At 61.6% G+C, this 18,148-nt stretch carries 12 protein-coding genes; 10 read left to right on the top strand and 2 right to left on the bottom strand.

From position 1 onward, the window contains the following. Window positions 1–313: 313 nt before the first annotated feature. Entirely contained in the window at window positions 314–2,245 is a 1,932-nt protein-coding gene (locus tag M2401_RS32165) for a putative bifunctional diguanylate cyclase/phosphodiesterase (protein ID WP_409034019.1), read from the top strand. 164 nt (window positions 2,246–2,409) lie between these two features. Here the strand turns inward: M2401_RS32165 and M2401_RS32160 are convergent, their stop codons facing one another. Together M2401_RS32160 and M2401_RS32155 are read right to left on the bottom strand one after the other, a co-directional pair. Next, window positions 2,410–2,757, bottom strand: coding sequence for a ferredoxin family protein (locus tag M2401_RS32160; protein WP_259110387.1), 348 nt, complete (start codon window positions 2,755–2,757; stop codon window positions 2,410–2,412). Then, a complete protein-coding gene (locus M2401_RS32155) occupies window positions 2,754–4,346 on the bottom strand; it encodes an FAD-binding protein (protein ID WP_259110384.1) in 1,593 nt (530 codons plus the stop codon). Before M2401_RS32155 ends, M2401_RS32160 begins: the two co-directional genes overlap by 4 nt. A gap of 198 nt (window positions 4,347–4,544) precedes the next feature. On the opposite strand from M2401_RS32155, the gene M2401_RS32150 reads away from it, so the two are divergent. From M2401_RS32150 to M2401_RS32110, 9 genes are all read left to right on the top strand, one after another. After that, window positions 4,545–5,348 carry a class II aldolase/adducin family protein gene (locus tag M2401_RS32150; RefSeq protein ID WP_259110381.1) on the top strand — a complete coding sequence of 268 codons (804 nt, stop codon included), beginning with the start codon at window positions 4,545–4,547 and terminating at the stop codon, window positions 5,346–5,348. A gap of 131 nt (window positions 5,349–5,479) precedes the next feature. Then, a complete protein-coding gene (locus tag M2401_RS32145) occupies window positions 5,480–6,556 on the top strand; it encodes an HlyD family secretion protein (RefSeq protein WP_259110378.1) in 1,077 nt (358 codons plus the stop codon). After that, window positions 6,553–9,279 (top strand): ribosome-associated ATPase/putative transporter RbbA, encoded by a 2,727-nt coding sequence (gene rbbA / locus M2401_RS32140; RefSeq protein ID WP_259110375.1) that lies wholly within the window; start codon window positions 6,553–6,555, stop codon window positions 9,277–9,279. Before M2401_RS32145 ends, rbbA begins: the two co-directional genes overlap by 4 nt. Window position 9,280: 1 nt before the next feature. Next, a complete protein-coding gene (locus M2401_RS32135; protein ID WP_259110372.1) occupies window positions 9,281–10,390 on the top strand; it encodes an ABC transporter permease in 1,110 nt (369 codons plus the stop codon). Between the two features lie 203 nt (window positions 10,391–10,593). Further along, the gene (locus M2401_RS32130; protein WP_259110370.1) at window positions 10,594–13,086 is read left to right on the top strand and encodes a phosphoketolase; all 2,493 of its coding nucleotides are present in this window, start codon (window positions 10,594–10,596) and stop codon (window positions 13,084–13,086) included. A gap of 140 nt (window positions 13,087–13,226) precedes the next feature. Then, window positions 13,227–15,743, top strand: coding sequence for an alpha-glucan family phosphorylase (gene glgP, locus M2401_RS32125; protein ID WP_259110368.1), 2,517 nt, complete (start codon window positions 13,227–13,229; stop codon window positions 15,741–15,743). Window positions 15,744–16,088: 345 nt separating this feature from the next. Then, the gene (locus tag M2401_RS32120; protein ID WP_259110367.1) at window positions 16,089–17,066 is read left to right on the top strand and encodes an NAD-dependent epimerase; all 978 of its coding nucleotides are present in this window, start codon (window positions 16,089–16,091) and stop codon (window positions 17,064–17,066) included. Window positions 17,067–17,115: 49 nt separating this feature from the next. After that, entirely contained in the window at window positions 17,116–17,859 is a 744-nt protein-coding gene (locus M2401_RS32115) for a glycosyltransferase family 2 protein (RefSeq protein WP_259110365.1), read from the top strand. After that, a complete protein-coding gene (locus tag M2401_RS32110) occupies window positions 17,856–18,146 on the top strand; it encodes a lipid-A-disaccharide synthase N-terminal domain-containing protein (RefSeq protein ID WP_259110364.1) in 291 nt (96 codons plus the stop codon). Before M2401_RS32115 ends, M2401_RS32110 begins: the two co-directional genes overlap by 4 nt. Window positions 18,147–18,148: the final 2 nt, after the last annotated feature.

Here is an 18,148-nt window from a genome sequence, read left to right as displayed (position 1 = left end):
CCCCGCTCCCCACTTGGGTTTGTGCGGGGGGGCCATTGTGCCCTGGGTTTTTTTATACCCCCCGGGGGGGGCCGCTTTTCGCGGGTCGGGCTTCTCCCCGCAAAACCCCGGCACCACAGTCATGACTTCCTCTCTTCAGAATCCATTTTTCCTGCCGACAAACAGGCAATGGCCGGACTCTGTCTGTGTTTTTTGTCGTCGTTGACACTAAATAGCCAGTACGCTGTCTACCTTCCAAGAATGTGTACGGGCGCTTGCACGCAGGCCGGGCTCCATTGACAAGGCCAGAGAGGTCATCTTGATAAAGACCGGACTGCTCAAGAAGTGGCAGGCGCTTATGGCGCTGCCGAGCGACAATCCTCGGTTGCTCAAGGCTCAATACATCGCGCTGTCGCGCCAGTTGCCGCTGATGTACCTGATTCTGCTGGTCAATACCTGGGCGCTGGCCTTTACCCATATGAGCTCCGCGCCGAACTGGCTGGTGATCTATGTGCCGTCGTTGTTGACGCTGATCTGCGGCGGTCGGGCCTGGCTGTGGCTGTATGCCCGCGATACCGACCCCGGCACCGAACATATCCTGCGCAGCCTGACCCGCACCAATAAGCTGGTTGCGCCCATTTCAATTCTCTTCACCCTCTGGTCGCTGGCGCTGTTTCCCTATGGCGACGCCTACGCGAAGTCCCATGTGGCCTTTTACATGGCGATCACGGTCATCAGCGTGATCTTCAGCATGATGCACCTGCGTCCGGCCGCCCAGACCACGGCACTGATCGTCAACGTGGTGTTCGTGGTGTTCTTTTCGGCTACCGGCGACAGCACCTTTATCGCCATGGCGTTAAATGTGGCACTGGTGTCCGTCGCCATGCTGGTGATTCTCAACAACCATTACCGTGCCTTTATTCGCCTGATCGACGCCCAGGCCACGACTCAGGAACTGAGCGACGAAAACCTGCGCCTGGCCAATCAGGACAGCCTTACCGGGCTGCCCAATCGCCGGCAGTTTTTCAGCACCCTGGACCGTGAAATGGTCCGGGCCCAGGCCGGCAATACCCGGCTTGCCGTGGGCATCATTGATCTGGACGGCTTCAAGCCGGTCAATGATCAATATGGCCACCGCGTAGGCGATCACCTGCTGGAGCAGGTCGGCCAGCGCCTGCTCGGGCTGCTGGCACCGGGCATGCATCTGGCCCGGCTTGGCGGCGATGAGTTCGCCCTGATCCTGGGTAATGACGCCAGTGACAAGACGCTGATCCAGTTCGGCGAGCGAGTCTGTATTGCCCTGGCGACGCCATTCATGCTCACCGACTTGCCAGTGCAGATCAGTTGCTCACTGGGCATCGCCACCTTCCCGGACATGGCCTCCAACGCCGCCGAAGCCTTCGAGTACGCTGATTACGCCCTGTATCACAGCAAGCGCAACAATCGCGGCACGCTGTCGATGTTTACCGTCGACCACCATCGCCAGTTATTGCAGGACGGTGTTACCGAGCAGGCCTTGCGCCGGGTTGATATCGAACAGGAATTCAGCCTGGTTTTTCAGCCGGTGATCCACTTGCCGAGTCAGCGCACCGTGTCGTTCGAAGCCCTGGCGCGCTGGCATAGCCCGAAACTGGGGGACGTCTCGCCGTACCGGTTCATTCCGGTGGCCGAGCGTATCGGCATGATCAATCGCCTGACGCCGCCGTTGCTGCGCAAGGCGCTGCTGGCTGCGCGTGAATGGCCGGAGGATGTTCGCCTGTCGTTCAATCTGTCGGCCCACGATTGCGCCTCGGACGATGTGGCGCGGGAGATTGTCCAGGTCATTTTCGAAAGCGGTTTCGACCCACGGCGGCTGGACCTGGAAATCACCGAAACGGCGATGATGCAGGACCTGGCCCAAGTGCAGCGTGCGGTCAATCGCTTGCGTGCCCTGGGCTGCGGTATTTCCCTGGACGACTTCGGCACCGGTTTTTCCAGCCTCAGCCAGTTGCACTCCTTGGCTTTTACCAAGATCAAGATCGATCGAAGTTTCGTCACCGGCCTGCATGAAAACCCGGCCAGCTACAAGATAGTGAAATCCCTGGTGGCCCTGAGCCTGGACATGCAGCTCGAATGCATCGTCGAAGGCGTGGAAACCCGCGATGAGCTCGATGCCCTGACCAGTCTCGGGTGCACGCTGGTGCAGGGCTATTTCTACTCGAGACCGATTGCGCCTGAGCATATCGACGCGTGGTTCAGTCAGGAGCGGGAGGGAGTGAGGGCGTAGGTTACTAAGTGCGACGCAATTCTTTGGATTGAAATGAGGTCTTGTGGGAGCCGCCTTGGTGGCGATCGAGTGCGAAGCCCTCGTAATAGCTTTGGTGACTGATCTGCCGCCATCGCCAGCAAGCCGGCTCCCACGGGTCGATGTTTCTGCCTGGGTATTGCTGTTTAGCCCGCCCCCCGCGCCAGGGCAAAAATCCCGTCCATGCGCCAATGCTCATTGGCGTGGCGTGGATCATCGGCCCATTCATCCCATCCCGAGTCCCGCCGGTACTGGCCAAGCAGGCCGCTGGCGCGGATTTTCTGCGGGTCGGGTTTGCGGGGCGTTGCGCAGTCCGGGTCGACATACAAGGCATCCTGGGCGCAATACAGCTCGCACATGAAGCAGGTCTGGCAGGCCGACTGCTCGGCAATCAGCGGTACGCCTTGCGGGCCGGGGCTCAGCACATTGGTCGGGCACACCGTGACGCACTGGCCGCAGCCGTTGCACAGGTCGGAGTAGATCAGTTCGATCATGGCAGGGCGCTCTCGGGCAGGGGCTGGGTGTGAGGCAGGGCATCGAGTCGAGTCCACACGTGGTCGAGGCCACCGATGCGCAGGTGCGCATCAAAGCGTGGATCATGGCCCGGCAGGTCGCTGCGCTGATGCATGCCGCGACTTTCCCGGCGCTGTTCGGCGGCCTGATAGCACCAGCGGGCGGTGGCTGCCATGGCCTGGGTTTCCCGGGCGCGCAAGGGATTGTCAGCACTGAACGCGCCGTGTCGTACGGCATCCCACACCGAATCCAGTACCTGCAATGAACGCTCAAGCTGAGCGCCGCTGCGGAACAGGTTCTTGTCCAGAGGATGCACTTCGGCCTGGATCTGCCGAATCAGTGCTGTGCTGTCCAGTTGCGGGCCTTGTTTACCTGCTTCCAGCCCCAGGCCCTGTAACGGTCCCTGGGTGGTTTTGCGTTGCCGGGCCAGACGTGCGGCCCCGGTGCCGGCCCACTGGCCGCTGGACAAGGCCCAGGCCGAGTTCTGCGCGCCACCGCCCGAGGTGGCCCCGGCGATGCCTTCGCGGCTGGCGGCATCTCCGGCGGCGAACAGGCCGGGAACACTGGTTTGGCAATCCTCATCAATGACGCGCAAGCCGCCGACGCCACGGATGGTGCCCTCGGCGTGCAGGGTCACTGCGAAACGCTGGGTGTAAGGGTCGATGCCCTGGCGGTCGAACGGCAGCATGAGGTTGGGCTGCACACTGGGCAGTTGCGCGCGGATCTGCTGCGGTACGCGATTGAGGCGACAGTAGACCGGGCCTTGCAGCAGGGCCCTGGCCAGTTCTTCGGTAAAGCCCGGCCCCTGACTTATCGGCAATTGGCGGTCGGCGGCGTCGAAGTAGTCGCCGAAGGTGTAGACCATGGAGCGGCTCATGCTGCTGCCTGCCGCCGCGATCCCGTAGTAGTTGGAAAACTCCATGCCCGAGAGTTCGGCCCCGGCTTCAGCGGCCATCAGGTAGCCGTCGCCGGTATTGCTATGGCTGCCCAGCAAATGCGAAAGAAAGGCACAGCCACCACTGGCGATGACCGTCGCCCCGGCCCGCACCTGCCAGTCACCCCCGGCCTGACGACGCCAGCCGCGGGCACCGGCCACCACGCCATGATCGTCACGCAGCAGTTCCAGGGCTGGGCAGTGATCGAGGATGGTCACACCGCTGTCCTGCACCAGACGACGCATGCCGCGCAGGTACTCCGGGCCGCGCAGGCCGCGATACTGCAGCACACCCTGTTCGTTGCGGGGGAAGGGGTAGTAGTCGTTGATACTCGGCAGGCTGCGCCAGGTGGTATCCAGGGCGTTGGCCATCACCGAGCGATCCGCCAGGCCGAAGGCGGTGCCCAGGCGCTTGTCGATGGCCGCCTCGCGACCTTCGGGCGGCACCCACCAGTGGCCGGGGCCTGCGGTGGCGGTCACACCACTGGTCCCGCAATAACCCTTGTCGACCAGAATCACCCTGCTGCCTGCACGGGCGGCGGCCACGGCGGCCCAAGTGCCGGCCAGGCCGCCGCCGATGATCAGCACATCAGCCTCAAGGTCGAGCAACGAGGATCGAGAAGATAACGCGTTCATGCCAGCTCCACACACGCACCAAGGTTGGGATTACCTCCGCGTGGTGGGCGGTCGGGCTGGCAATCTAAGCATGACTTCCATTTTTAATATTCTATTTTTTAATAATTAGCTTAGAAGTAAATGTGCTTTTTAATCGTTTTCTTATGCGCATAGTCTTGCTCCATCAGCCCAATCGGCCCCCTACAGGAGTAATGCTTCGTGAGTAATGTCAGCGCTTTGAATCTGCCCGCCCATCAGGACGGCAACGTGCGTGACCGGGTTTCACCCGAAGAGTGGGAGGTGCGGGTCAAGCTCGCGGCGGCTTACCGGGTGGCGGCGCAGAAACGCTGGACCGACCATATCTACACGCACTTTTCGGCACGCGTACCGGGGCCGGACGAGCACTTTCTGATCAATGCCTTTGGCCTGCTGTTCGATGAAATCACCGCCTCCAACCTGGTCAAGGTCGATATCGATGGCACGATCGTCGACGACCCGACCGGCCTCGGCATCAATCACGCCGGCTACGTAATTCACAGCGCAATCCATGCCGCGCGGCCGGATCTTCAGGCGGTGCTGCACACCCATACCCGCGACGGGATTGCCGTGTCGGCGCAGAAAGACGGTCTGCTGCCGATTTCCCAGCATTCCCTGGGTTTCTCCGGACGTGTGGCCTATCACGGCTATGAAGGTGTGGCCCTGGACCTTGACGAGCGCGAACGTCTGGTGGCGGATCTGGGCGACAAGAGCGTGATGATCCTGCGCAACCATGGTCTGCTGACGGCGGGTGTCAGTGTCGAGCATGCCTTCCATCAACTGCACTTCCTCGAATACGCCTGCAATATCCAGATTGCTGCGCAAACCGCAGGCAATGCCGAACTGATCTTCCCGCCCGCCGAGGTGGTGGCCAAGGTCGAACAACAGGCCAAGGCCTTCAAGGACGGCAACAGCCCCGGCGTGGCGCGGCACTGGAATGCATTGATTCGGCAGTTGGAGCGCACCGATACCGAATACAAGCTTTAAGGGGGAGCAGGCCCGAGTCCAGCCGGTGCATTCGCAAAAGATGACCTGGATCAATGGCGGGGAGAGGCTGGACTGTTATAACCAAAGTCCTGCCCATCGGCCTCGCTGCATTGAAAACCAAGGACGTGTGAATGGCCCCGGTCAGCAAGAAAACCTGGATCCGCTATGCCGTGGCAGCAGCGGTTGTTGTCGTGCTTGCCGTGTGGATCTGGATGGAGCTGCGGCCGACCGGTCTTGGCGAGGGTTTTGCCAGCGGTAATGGCCGCATCGAGGCGACCGAGATTGATGTCGCCACCAAACTGGCCGGAAGGATTCTCACGGTGGCAGTGGACGAGGGCGATTTCGTTCAGCCAGGGCAAGTCCTCGCGACCATGGATATCCAGGTCCTGCAGGCGCAGTTGAATCAGGCCCAGGCTCAGGTGCGTCAAGCCGACAACGCCGTGCTCACCGCCCAGGCCGTGGTCGAGCAACGCGAGAACGAAAAGAACGCTGCCGAAGCCACGGTCAACCAGCGGGTCGCCGAATTGACTGCCGCACAGAAGCGCTATGGCCGCACCGATCAGCTCATTCAATACAACGCCGTGGCCCGCCAGCAACTGGACGACGACCTCGCCGTGCAGCAGGCCAAGGAAGCGGGCGTAGCCTCCGCGCGGGCACAGGTGTGGTCGGCCAAGGCGGCGATCATCGCCGCCAAGTCCCAGGTCATCGAAGCCCAGTCCAGTGTCGAGGCGCTCAAGGCTGCAGTCGAACGCCTGCAGGCCGATATCCTCGACAGCCAGCTCAAGACCGACCGTCAGGCGCGGGTGCAGTACCGTGTGGCGCAGCCGGGGGAAGTCCTCGCGGCGGGTGGCAAGGTGCTGAATCTGGTCGACCTCAACGATGTCTACATCACTTTTTTCCTGCCTACCGCTCAGGCCGGGCGCGTGGCGTTGGGTGCCGATGTGCGGCTGATCCTCGATGCCGCCCCGCAATATGTGATTCCGGCCAGAGTCAGCTATGTCGCCAGCGTCGCTCAGTTCACCCCCAAGGCGGTGGAAACCGCCAGCGAGCGGGAAAAACTGATGTTTCGCATCAAGGCGCGGATTGACCGGCAGTTGCTGGAAAAACACTTGAATCAGGTCAAGACCGGCCTGCCCGGAGTGGCTTATCTGAAACTGGACGGTGGCGCCAACTGGCCTGCGCAGCTTCAGATCAACGTGCCGCAATGACCGACGATAACGCGCCGGTGGTGCAACTGACGCAGGTCAGCCTGCACTATGCCAAGGCCAGTGCCTTGCAGGACGTCAGCCTGGCGATCCCGGCCAATTGCATGGTCGGCCTGATCGGGCCTGACGGCGTCGGCAAGTCCAGCCTGCTGGCGCTGAGCGCCGGGGCTCGCAAGATCCAGTCCGGTACGGTGCAGGTGCTGGGCGGCGATATGGCTGACAGTCGCCATCGCCGCCAGGTCTGCCCGCGTATCGCCTATATGCCCCAGGGCCTGGGCAAGAATCTCTATCCAACCTTGACCGTATTCGAGAACCTCGACTTCTTCGCTCGTCTGTTCGGCCAAGGCGTGGCTGAGCGTCGGCGGCGTATCGATGAACTGTTGCGCAGCACCGGCCTGGACGGCTTCGGTGAGCGTCCGGCAGGCAAGCTTTCCGGCGGCATGAAGCAGAAGTTGGGGCTGTGCTGTGCCTTGATCCATGACCCGGATCTGCTGATCCTCGATGAACCCACCACGGGCGTCGATCCGTTGGCGCGCAGTCAGTTCTGGGACCTGATCGCACGTATTCGTAATAATCGGCCGGGCATGAGCGTGCTGGTCGCCACGGCCTATATGGACGAGGCACAACGCTTCGATTGGTTGATGGCAATGGATGCCGGGCGGATCCTCGACACCGGCAGCCCCGCCGAGCTGCTGCAACGTACCGCCAGCGACAGCCTGGAGCAGGCTTTCATCGCCCTGCTGCCGGAAGAGAAACGCCGCGGGCATCAGGCCCTGAGCATCCCGCCACGTCAGCCCCAGGACTCGGCACCGGCCATCGAGGCCCATGGCCTGACCTGTCGTTTCGGTGATTTCGTCGCGGTGGATCACGTCGACTTCCGTATCGAACGCGGCGAGATTTTCGGCTTCCTCGGCTCCAATGGCTGCGGTAAATCCACCACCATGAAAATGCTCACCGGCCTGCAACCGGCCAGTGAGGGCCAGGCGCTGCTGTTTGGCCAGCCCGTGGACCCGCGAGATATCGAGACACGACGCCGGGTCGGTTATATGTCCCAGGCGTTTTCCCTGTATGGCGAACTGAGCGTGTTGCAGAACCTGGAGCTGCACGCCCGGCTGTTTCACCTGCCCACCGAGAAACGCGGGCCGCGCGTGCAGGCGATGGTGGAGCGCTTTGATCTCGGTGCTGTGGCCGACCAGATGCCCAACGACTTGCCCTTGGGTGTGCGTCAGCGGTTGTCCCTGGCGGTGGCGGTGATCCATAGTCCGGAAGTGCTGATCCTCGACGAGCCCACCTCCGGCGTCGATCCGGTGGCTCGGGACAGTTTCTGGGAACTGTTGGTGCAGTTATCGAGGGAGGAGGGGGTGACGATCTTTATCTCCACCCACTTCATGAATGAGGCCATGCGCTGCGACCGTATCTCCATGATGCATGCCGGTCGCGTACTGGACAGCGATACGCCGCAGGCGCTGATGGCCAAGCGTGGTCTGCCGACGCTCGAAGAAACTTTCATCGCCTACCTGCAGGATGTCGCGCCACCGCAACAGGCCATTGTCGAGGTCGCGGCACCTGCGAATGCAACGAACACTAACGTCAATACCGCCCGTTTCAGCCTGAGGCGCCTGTTCAGTTACAGCCAACGCGAGAGCATGGAGCTGCGTCGCGACCCACTGCGCGCGACTCTGGCCCTGATCGGCAGCGGCCTGCTCATGCTGATCATGGGCTACGGCATTAATCTGGACGTGGAAAATCTCAAGTACGCCGTACTCGACCGCGATCACAGCGGCGCCAGCCAGGGCTATGCGCTTAACCTCGCCGGTTCGCGTTACTTCACGGAAAAAGCCGCGCTGCGTGACTACGACGATCTCGACCAGCGTTTGCGCAGCGGCGAGATCAGCCTGGCGGTGGAGATTCCCCCCGGTTTCGGTCGTGACCTGGATCGCGGCAGCCACCCGGAAATCGGCTTCTGGATCGACGGCGCCATGCCCACCCGTGCCGAGACCATTCGTGGCTATGTCGCCGGTATCCATGGCGCCTGGTTGCAGCAGCGGCTGTTCGAAACCACCGGGCGTGTCGATAGCGGGCCTGTGGATATTGCCCTGCGGTACCGCTACAACCCCGATGTGCAGAGCCTGCCGGCCATGGTTCCGGCGGTGATTCCGCTGTTGCTGATGCTGATTCCGGCGATGCTCACCGCTCTGGGCGTAGTGCGGGAGAAGGAGCTGGGTTCGATCACCAATCTGTATGTCACCCCGGTAACCCGTCTGGAGTTCCTGTTGGGCAAACAACTGCCCTATATCGCTCTGGGCATGATCAATTTTCTGGTGATGCTGGTCCTGGCGCTGCTGGTGTTCGGCGTCGCGGTCAAGGGCAGCCTGCTGACACTGACCCTCGGTGCGCTGCTCTACGTGATCTGTGCCACCGGCCTGGGCCTGTTGATGTCGTCGATTCTGTCGAGTCAGATCGCGGCGATATTCGGCACTGCCATTGCCACCTTGCTGCCTGCGGTGCAGTTTTCCGGGCTGCTCAACCCGGTGTCATCCCTGGAAGGCATGGGTGCGCTGATCGGTAATATTTATCCCACGGGGCATTTCCTGACCATCAGTCGCGGGGTGTTTTCCAAGGCCCTGAGCATGGGCGACCTGTACCTGTATTTCCTGCCGTTGCTGCTCACTATCCCGCTGTTGACGCTGTTCAGTGTCGTCGGCCTCAAGCAGCAGGAGGACTGAGATGTTCTCCAATATCCTGCAACTGGGCATCAAGGAATTGCGCAGCCTGTATCACGACCCGGCCTTGCTGTTGCTGATCGTGTTTTCCTTCACCATTGGTGTGTATTCCGCGGCGACCAAGGTCCCGGAATCGCCCCATCGCGCTACCATCGGCGTGATCGATGAAGACCGCTCGCCGCTGTCGCTGCAGATCATCAACGCCTTCCAGATGCCGTACTTTCTCAAGCCAGTGGACATCGATTACGGCCAGATCGACCATGGCATGGATTCCGGGGTTTACACCTTTACCCTGGATATCCCGCCGCGCCTGCAACAGGATGTTCTGGCCGGGCGGCAGCCGACCATCCAGGTCAACGTCGATGCCACCCAGATCAGCCAGGCCTTTACCGGCGCCGGGTATATCCAGCAGATCATCGGTACCGAAGTGGCGGAGTTCCTGCGCCATTACCGTGGCGTCGAGCCGGATGAGGCCAATGCCGTGGTGCATATGGCCTTCAACCCCAATCTGGTGGCGACCTGGTTCGGCGCGATCAACGAAGTGATCAATCAGATCACCATGCTCTCGATCATCCTCACCGGCGCCGCGCTGATCCGCGAGCGTGAGCACGGCACCATCGAGCATCTGCTGGTCATGCCGGTGACACCTTTCGAGATCATGCTGGCCAAGGTCTGGTCGATGGCCCTGGTGGTATTAGTGGCGGCAGCGCTGTCGGTTCGTCTGGTAGTGGGGCAGTGGTTGCAGATCCCGATCAATGGCTCGTTCCTGCTGTTTCTCGCCGGCGCGGCGCTGCACCTGTTCGCCACCACCTCCATCGGTATTTTCTTCGGCACCCTGGCGCGGTCGATGCCGCAGCTGGGCCTGCTGATCATCCTGACTCTGATTCCGTTGCAGATTCTCTCCGGCGGCATGACCCCACGGGAAAGCATGCCCGAGCGGGTCCAGCAGATCATGCTGGCGGCGCCGACCACCCATTTTGTCGAGTTGAGCCAGGCGATCCTGTTTCGCGGCGCGTCCATTGGCATTGTCTGGCCGCAGCTGTTGGCGATTGCTGCGATTGGCAGCCTGTTCTTTGGCGTGGCGCTGTCGCGGCTGCGTCGGTCGTTGAATTGACGAGCGATCAGACACTGAGGTTGCGTAACTGTAGGAGCGGATTTATCCGCGAAGAAGCCCGTACATCCGCTGCATCTTTATGGTCAGGATCATCGCTTTCGCGGATGAATCCGCTCCCACAGGGTATGCGCTCTGCAAAGACCGCACAGCGGCTAAGCTGTCCGGCACCTGAAGTTTTTACTACGCCCTTCAAAGGAGTCGTCATGTACATCTTCAATCCGTTGCTCTCCAGCGCCGATCTGGCGTCCACCGCGCCAGTGCCACCTGCAGCCCAGGCAGGCCCGTTGAGCCCTGAGCTGCTGCGCAACATGCAACGCTACTGGGACGCGGCCAATTACCTGTGCGTGGGGCAGATCTATCTCAAGGCCAACGCTCTGTTGCGCGAGCCGCTGCAGGCCGAGCATATCAAGCCGCGTTTGCTCGGGCACTGGGGCACCTCGGCCGGGCAGAACTTCCTGTATGTGCACCTCAACCGCCTGATCCGCGAGCAACGTTGCGAGGTGGTGTATATCTCCGGCCCCGGTCATGGCGGCCCGACCCTCAATGCCTGCGCCTGGCTCGAAGGCACCTACAGCGAAGTGCACAGCGATATCGGCGCCGACGGCGATGGCATGCTGCGCTTCTTCCGCAGTTTCTCCACGCCGGGCGGGGTGCCCAGCCACTGCGGGCCGCACACGCCCAACTCGCTGCACGAGGGCGGTGAACTGGGTTATGCCCTGGTGCATGCCTTCGGCGTGGCCTTCGATAATCCCAACCTGCTGGTGGCCTGTGTGATTGGCGATGGCGAGGCCGAAACCTGCCCACTGGAGGGCAGCTGGAAAAGCATTCGTTTTCTCGACCCGCTGCGCGATGGTGCGGTGCTGCCGATATTGCATCTCAACGGCTACAAGATCTCCGGACCGACCGTGGAAGCGCGAATGGCCGACAGCGATCTGCTCGACCTGTACCGTGGTCGCGGTTATGAGCCGATCATCGTCGCCGGGGACGACCTGCCGGGCATGCATCAACGCTTTGCCGCCGCCCTCGACCGGGCCTATGGCGATATTGGTGATATTCAGCGCGCCGCCCGGGACTTTGGCAATGTCGCCCGGGGCCGCTGGCCGATGATCATCCTGCGCAGCCCCAAGGGCTGGACCGGGCCGAAGGAAGTTGATGGCGTGCCGGTGGAGGGCACCTTCCGCGCCCACCAGGTGCCGCTGGCCAACGTTATAGAGAACCCCGACCATCTGGTCCTGCTGGAGCGCTGGCTGCGCAGCTACTCGCCCGAGACTTTGTTCGACGACAATGGTGCGCTGGTCCCCGAGCTGCAAGCCCTGACCCCGCCGGCACCCCTGCGCATGGGCGCCGTGCCCCACGTCAATGGCGGGCGGGTGTTGACCGCCCTGGATCTGCCGGACTTCGCCCACTACGGTCTGGAAGTGCCCGGTCCTGGCCAGGTGATCGCCGAGGCGCCGCGCAAACTGGGTGAATACCTGCGTGATGTGATTCGCGCCAACCCGCGCAATTTCCGCCTGTTCGGCCCCGACGAAACCAACTCAAACCGTCTTAATGCGGTGTTCGAGGCCACCGAGCGCACGGCCAGTGGGCCGTTGCTGGAGCTGGATGAACATCTCGCCCGGGATGGCCGGGTCATGGAAGTGCTCAGCGAGCACCTGTGCGAAGGCTGGCTGGAAGGCTACCTGCTCAGCGGGCGCCATGGCATGTGGTCCACTTACGAGGCCTTTGCCCAGGTGGTGGATTCCATGGTTACTCAGCATGCCAAATGGTTGCAGCAGGCCCGGGAATTTCCGTGGCGCCGGCCCCTGGCGTCGTTGAATATCCTTCTTACCAGCCATGCCTGGCGCAACGATCACAACGGTTTCAGCCACCAGTCCACCGGCTTTGTCGATAATGTCCTGCAACGCCGGGCCGACGTGGTACGGGTCTACTATCCGCCGGATTCCAACTGCCTGGTCAATGTCTTCGACCACTGCCTGCGCAGCCGCAACTACGTCAACGTGGTGACCTGCGGCAAGCAGCCGGATTTCCAGTGGCTGGACTTCAACGCTGCCCTCAAGCACTGCTCCCAAGGTGCTTCGATCTGGGACTTCGCCAGCAACGACGGCGGCACCCCGGACATCGTACTGGCCTGTGCCGGGGACGTGCCGACCACCGAGGCGGTGGCGGCGGCCTGGCTGTTGCGCAAACATGTGCCCGGCATCCGCGTGCGCCTGGTCAACGTGGTCGACCTCGGCATTCTGTCCAGCCCTCAGGACCGCCCCCACGGCATGGATCACGCCTCCTTCGAGGCGCTGTTCACCCGTGAAGTGCCGGTGATGTTCGCTTTCCATGGCTCGACCTGGGTGATTCATTCCATGGTTCATGGCCGGGCCAACGAAGCGCGCTTTCATGTGCGCGGTTTCTCCGATCGCGGCACCACCACGACACCCTTCGACATGGTGGTGCTCAATCGCATGAGCCGCTATCAGTTGGCCATTGATGCCCTGGAACACATTCCGCACCTGCGTCAACAGGCACTGGAAGCCATCAGTTATTTCGAAAGCCAACTGCGCCGTCATGACGCCTATATCCGCGAGCATTTCCAGGACATGCCGGAGATCCGCAACTGGCACTGGACCGACGATTTCAGCCAGCCGGACAGCCCGCCGCCACTGGCCAGGGGGCAGAGTCGAGGGCAGTTGTTTACGGATGCCTGAACGGACGGTGAAGCGCGGGAGCGTGGCTTGCCTGCGAAGAGGCCGGTACATCCGGTAAATACTGGCTGCGAGAAATATTGTCTTCGCGGGCAAGCCTCGCTCCCACATAGATTTCAATCTGATGTGTTTGGGGAACGACCATGGCAAACCAGGACAATCACAGTGACCCAGGCTATCTGACCCTGCGTCAGCTGGCGTTCGATCAATCCATCCGTTGGTCCAGTCTCAACGACGACCTGTGGCGTACCCTCGACAATCCCCTGTGGGAACTGACCCATAACCCCTGCCTGGTCTTCAACGCGGTCTCGGAGCAGCGCATCGACGTGCTGCTCACTGACAGCCATTTTCATGGCCGCGTTCGTCAGGTGGCCGAGGAGCATCGGCAGTTGCTGGCCCGGTCGACCTGGTTCGAGAAACGGCCGCACACCGCCGCACTGACCCGGGTGGCGTATTTCTCCATGGAGTACATGCTCAGCGAGGCGTTGCCGATCTATTCCGGCGGTCTGGGCAACGTCGCCGGTGATCAGCTCAAGGCCGCCAGCGACCTGGGCGTGCCGGTGGTGGCGGTGGGGATGCTCTGGCAGCACGGGTATTTCCGTCAGGAAGTCGGCCTGCATGGCGTGCAACAGGCGCTGTATCCGGTCAATGACAGCCGCCAACTGCCGGTGGAGCCGCTGCTGCGTCCGGATGGCAGCCTGTTGCGTCTGGCGGTGGAGCTGCCGGGGCTGACCGTGTGGCTGCGTGGCTGGCAGGCGGTGGTGGGACGCAACCGCCTGTTGCTGCTGGACAGCAATGACCCGGCCAATCCGCCGCCAGTCCGTTTGATCACCAGTGAGCTGTACGGCGGCGACCTGGAAATGCGCCTGCGCCAGGAGATGGTCCTCGGCATTGCCGGTTGGCGTCTGCTGGAAGCGGCGGGGTATACGCCCGAGGTCTGTCATCTCAATGAGGGCCACGCGGCCTTTGCCATGCTGGAGCGGGCACGCAGTTACATGCAGGCCCATCAGGTGGATTTCGCCGTGGCCCTGACCGCCACCCGTGCCGGTAACCTGTTTACCACCCACACACCGGTGGAGGCGGGGTTCGACCGTTTTCCCTGCGAGCTGATCGGCAAGTACCTGGGGCGGTACATCGAGCATGAGCTGGGTCAGCCTCTGTCGGCGATTCTGGCCCTGGGGCGGCAGAACCCCGAGGACAGCAGCGAGTCGTTCAATATGGCATTTCTCGCCACCCGTTGCGCCGGTGCGGTCAATGCCGTCAGCCAGTTGCACGGCGCGACCAGTCGGCAGATCTTTCATAATCTGTTTCCGCGTTGGCCGCTGGCGGCGGTTCCCATCGGCCATGTCACCAACGGCATTCACTTGCCGACCTGGATCTCCCGGGAAGCCGAGGAACACTGGCAGGCCCTGCATGGCGAACAACTGCCCTGGCTGGGCATGAGCGAATTGCGGGTCAGCGAAACCCTGGAGCAGGTTGACGACGCCTATCTCTGGCGTTTGCGTCAACAGGCCCGGGCCTGGCTGATCGAGTTCGTCCGCACCCATCTGGCGCGTAGCGCTGCCGTGCATGGCGCGACCCTGGACGATATCGAGGCACTGGGCGGTCTGTTCAGCGCCGAGGTGCTGACCCTGGGCTTCGCGCGACGCTTTGCCACCTACAAACGGCCCAATCTGCTGCTCAGCGATCCCGAGCGCCTGGTGCGCATCCTCAATCAGCCGGGGCGCCCCGTGCAGCTGCTACTGGCCGGCAAGGCCCACCCGGCGGACAAGGTCGGCCAGCAGATGATTGCTGACTGGCAACTGTTCATCGAACGTCCGGATGTGCGCGGTAAGGTGGCGTTTCTCGAAGACTACGACATGCGCGTGGCGCGGCACTTGGTGCAGGGCGTGGATGTCTGGGTCAATACACCGCGTCGGCCGTGGGAAGCCAGCGGTACCAGCGGCATGAAAGTGCTCGCCAACGGCGGCCTGAACCTGTCCCAGCTTGACGGCTGGTGGGCCGAAGCCTGCACAGAAGAGGTTGGCTGGGGCATTGGTGACGGTGCCGAACACGGTCCGCAATACGATGAACAGGACGCCGATCAGCTGTATGCGCTGCTTGAACAACAGGTGGTCCCGGCGTTCTACGAGCGCGACGGGCAGGGCGTGCCACGCCAGTGGATCCGCCGCATGCGCGCGAGCATGGCGACCCTGGTAACGCAGTTTTCCGCCGACCGTGCCGTGCGCGAATACACCGAACATTACTACCTGCCCGCTGCCCTGGCTTACCAGCAACGCATCCAGGAACACAGCCGCCTGGCCCGGCAACTGACCCAGGTCCGGGAGGAACTGCACAATCATTGGCCAGCCATCCGCTTCCAGACCCTGGAAATGTCCCCCGGCAACGGCCGCCACCGGGTCAGCCTGAGCATGGACCTGGCGGGGCTGTCGCCGGTATACCTGCGGGTGCAGCTCTACGCCGAAGCTCGCGACGGCAGCCCGGCTCAAGCCTGGGACCTGCGCCTTGACCCGACTGCCCACGCCGATGGCTTGTCGGTCTACCGTGGCGAAGTACCTGATGATCGCCCGGCTGAGGACTACACAGGGCGAGTAATTGCTGATGCCAGCGCTGGGTTGGCGGTGCCGTTGGAGGTGGGGTTGATTACCTGGCAGAGGTAGGGCAGGTGGTGTTTGAGCACAAGCCTGGTGATTGGATGTGAGAGCCGCCTTGGTGGCGATCGAGTGCGGAGCGCTCGCAACAGCGTCGTTGACTGATCGGCCGCCATCGCCACCAAGGCGGCTCCCACATTTAAATAGCGTTCCAGTTCGCAAAGTTATTTTGTGTTCGGTGAGGTCGGTATCTGTCATCTCAACCCCCTCTAATCTTCATTCAAACGTCATAAATCAGTGACACAATTTTTACAGTTGTTTCAGCAGTCTTTGCGCTGTTTCTGAACAGTTGTCTTGCATTCTTTTATTGACGAGTTTTTATATCGGACGCCACGGCGTACCGACGGGGAAGGCATGACGGTATTAATCACCGGCGTTGCGGGGTTTATTGGTTTTCATCTGGCCAGACGCTTGTGCGAGGCAGGCGTGGATGTGGTCGGTATCGATAATCTCAACGACTATTACAGCGTCGAACTTAAACAGGCGCGCCTGAGCAAGTTGGCGAATTATTCAAATTTCAGTTTTCATAAAGTTGATATTGCCGACAAGGACGCTTTATTCGCGCTGTTCAAGGGCAATGCCTTCGCCCAGGTTATTCATCTTGCCGCCCAGGCCGGTGTGCGTTATTCCCTTGAGCAGCCTCAGGTGTACGCCGAGTCCAATCTGAGCGGCTTTCTCAACGTCCTTGAAGCCTGCCGTCAGTACCGGCCGGAGCATCTGGTCTACGCCTCCAGCAGTTCGGTGTATGGCCTCAACGAACACATGCCGTTCTCCACCGCCGATACCGTTGAGCGCCCGGCGTCGCTGTATGCCGCGACCAAGCGCGCCAATGAACTGATGGCGTTCACTTATTCCCATCTGTACGGCATTGCCATGACCGGCCTGCGTTTCTTCACGGTCTACGGCCCATGGGGGCGGCCGGACATGGCGTTGTTCAAGTTCACCAAGGCCATTCTCGAGGGGCAGCCCATCGATGTGTACAACGGTGGCGAGATGTCCCGTGACTTCACTTATATCGACGATATTGTCGAGGGCATCATGCGCCTGCGCCTGCGTCCGCCACTTGCAGCGGACGGGCAAGTTGTACCGGGCCAGCTCTATAACATCGGTCGTGGCGAACCGGTGAAGTTGCTGCATTTTATCGAGTGTATCGAAGGCGCCCTTGGACTTCGCGCAACGATCAACCCGTTGCCCATGCAACCGGGTGAAGTGCTGCGGACTTGGGCGGATGTCAGCGAACTGGCGCAGTTGATCGACTTTCGTCCCGCTATCAGTGTGGAGGCAGGGGTCACGAACTTTGTCGAGTGGTATCGGGATTTCTATAACGTTTGATGCTGGTGATTGACAGCAACGACAGCCAGAACCTTTATTCAGGTAACCCATGAACGACGCTATTTATGTTTCCGTGTTGATTCCGGCAAAGAACGAAGCGAGCAATCTGCCGCCGTTGTTGCAGGAAATCCGCACCGCTCTGGCCAATGAATTCTACGAAGTAATAGTCGTCGATGACGGCAGTACCGATGAAACCCTGGCCGAGCTGCGCACCTTGAAAGAATGTGGCTTCAGCCAGTTGCGCATTCTCAGTCACGAGCGCTCCCTGGGCCAGAGCACGTCGGTCTATCACGCGGCCAAGGCTGCTCGCGGGCACTGGCTGGCGACCCTCGATGGTGACGGGCAGAACGATCCGGCGGACATCCCCGGCATGCTCGCCCTGGTACGTGGCAGCGAAGGGCAGGCTGGCGGAATCAAACTGGTGGCAGGGCATCGGGTCAATCGCCGCGACAGCGCCAGCAAGCGTTGGGCGTCGCGCTTTGCCAATGGCCTGCGCAGCCGGCTGCTCAAGGATGCGACGCCGGATACCGGTTGCGGCCTGAAGTTGATCGAGCGTGAGGCCTTTTTGCGCCTGCCGTATTTTGATCACATGCACCGTTTCCTTCCCGCGCTGATCCGCCGCCATCAGGGCGAGATGCGCGTGCATCCGGTCAATCATCGCCATCGCCAGGCCGGGGTGTCCAAGTACGGCAACCTCGACCGCGCGCTGGTCGGCATCCTTGATTTGGCTGGAGTCTGGTGGCTGATCCGCCGTACCCGCCTGGATGCCGTGCCACGGGAGGTGCAGCCATGAACTTCAGTCGTGAAAGCCTCTGGCTGGCCTTGGGTTTCGCCGGGCAACTGGCGTTTACCGGGCGCTTTGTCCTGCAATGGCTATACAGTGAATACAAAAAGCGCAGCATCATTCCGGTGAGCTTCTGGTACTTGAGCATTATCGGCAGCGCCTTGCTGCTGGCGTATGCCATCTACCGGCAGGACCCGGTATTCATTGCCGGGCAGTCCTTCGGTTTTATTGTCTATCTGCGCAATCTGCAGTTGATCGCGCGTCAGAAGAACCAGCAGGAAGAACCCGGTGCCTAAGT

It is taken from the genome of Pseudomonas sp. JUb42 (genome assembly GCF_024807945.1).
GTDB lineage: Bacteria > Pseudomonadota > Gammaproteobacteria > Pseudomonadales > Pseudomonadaceae > Aquipseudomonas.
This window is presented reverse-complemented; position numbering and strand designations above follow the sequence as displayed.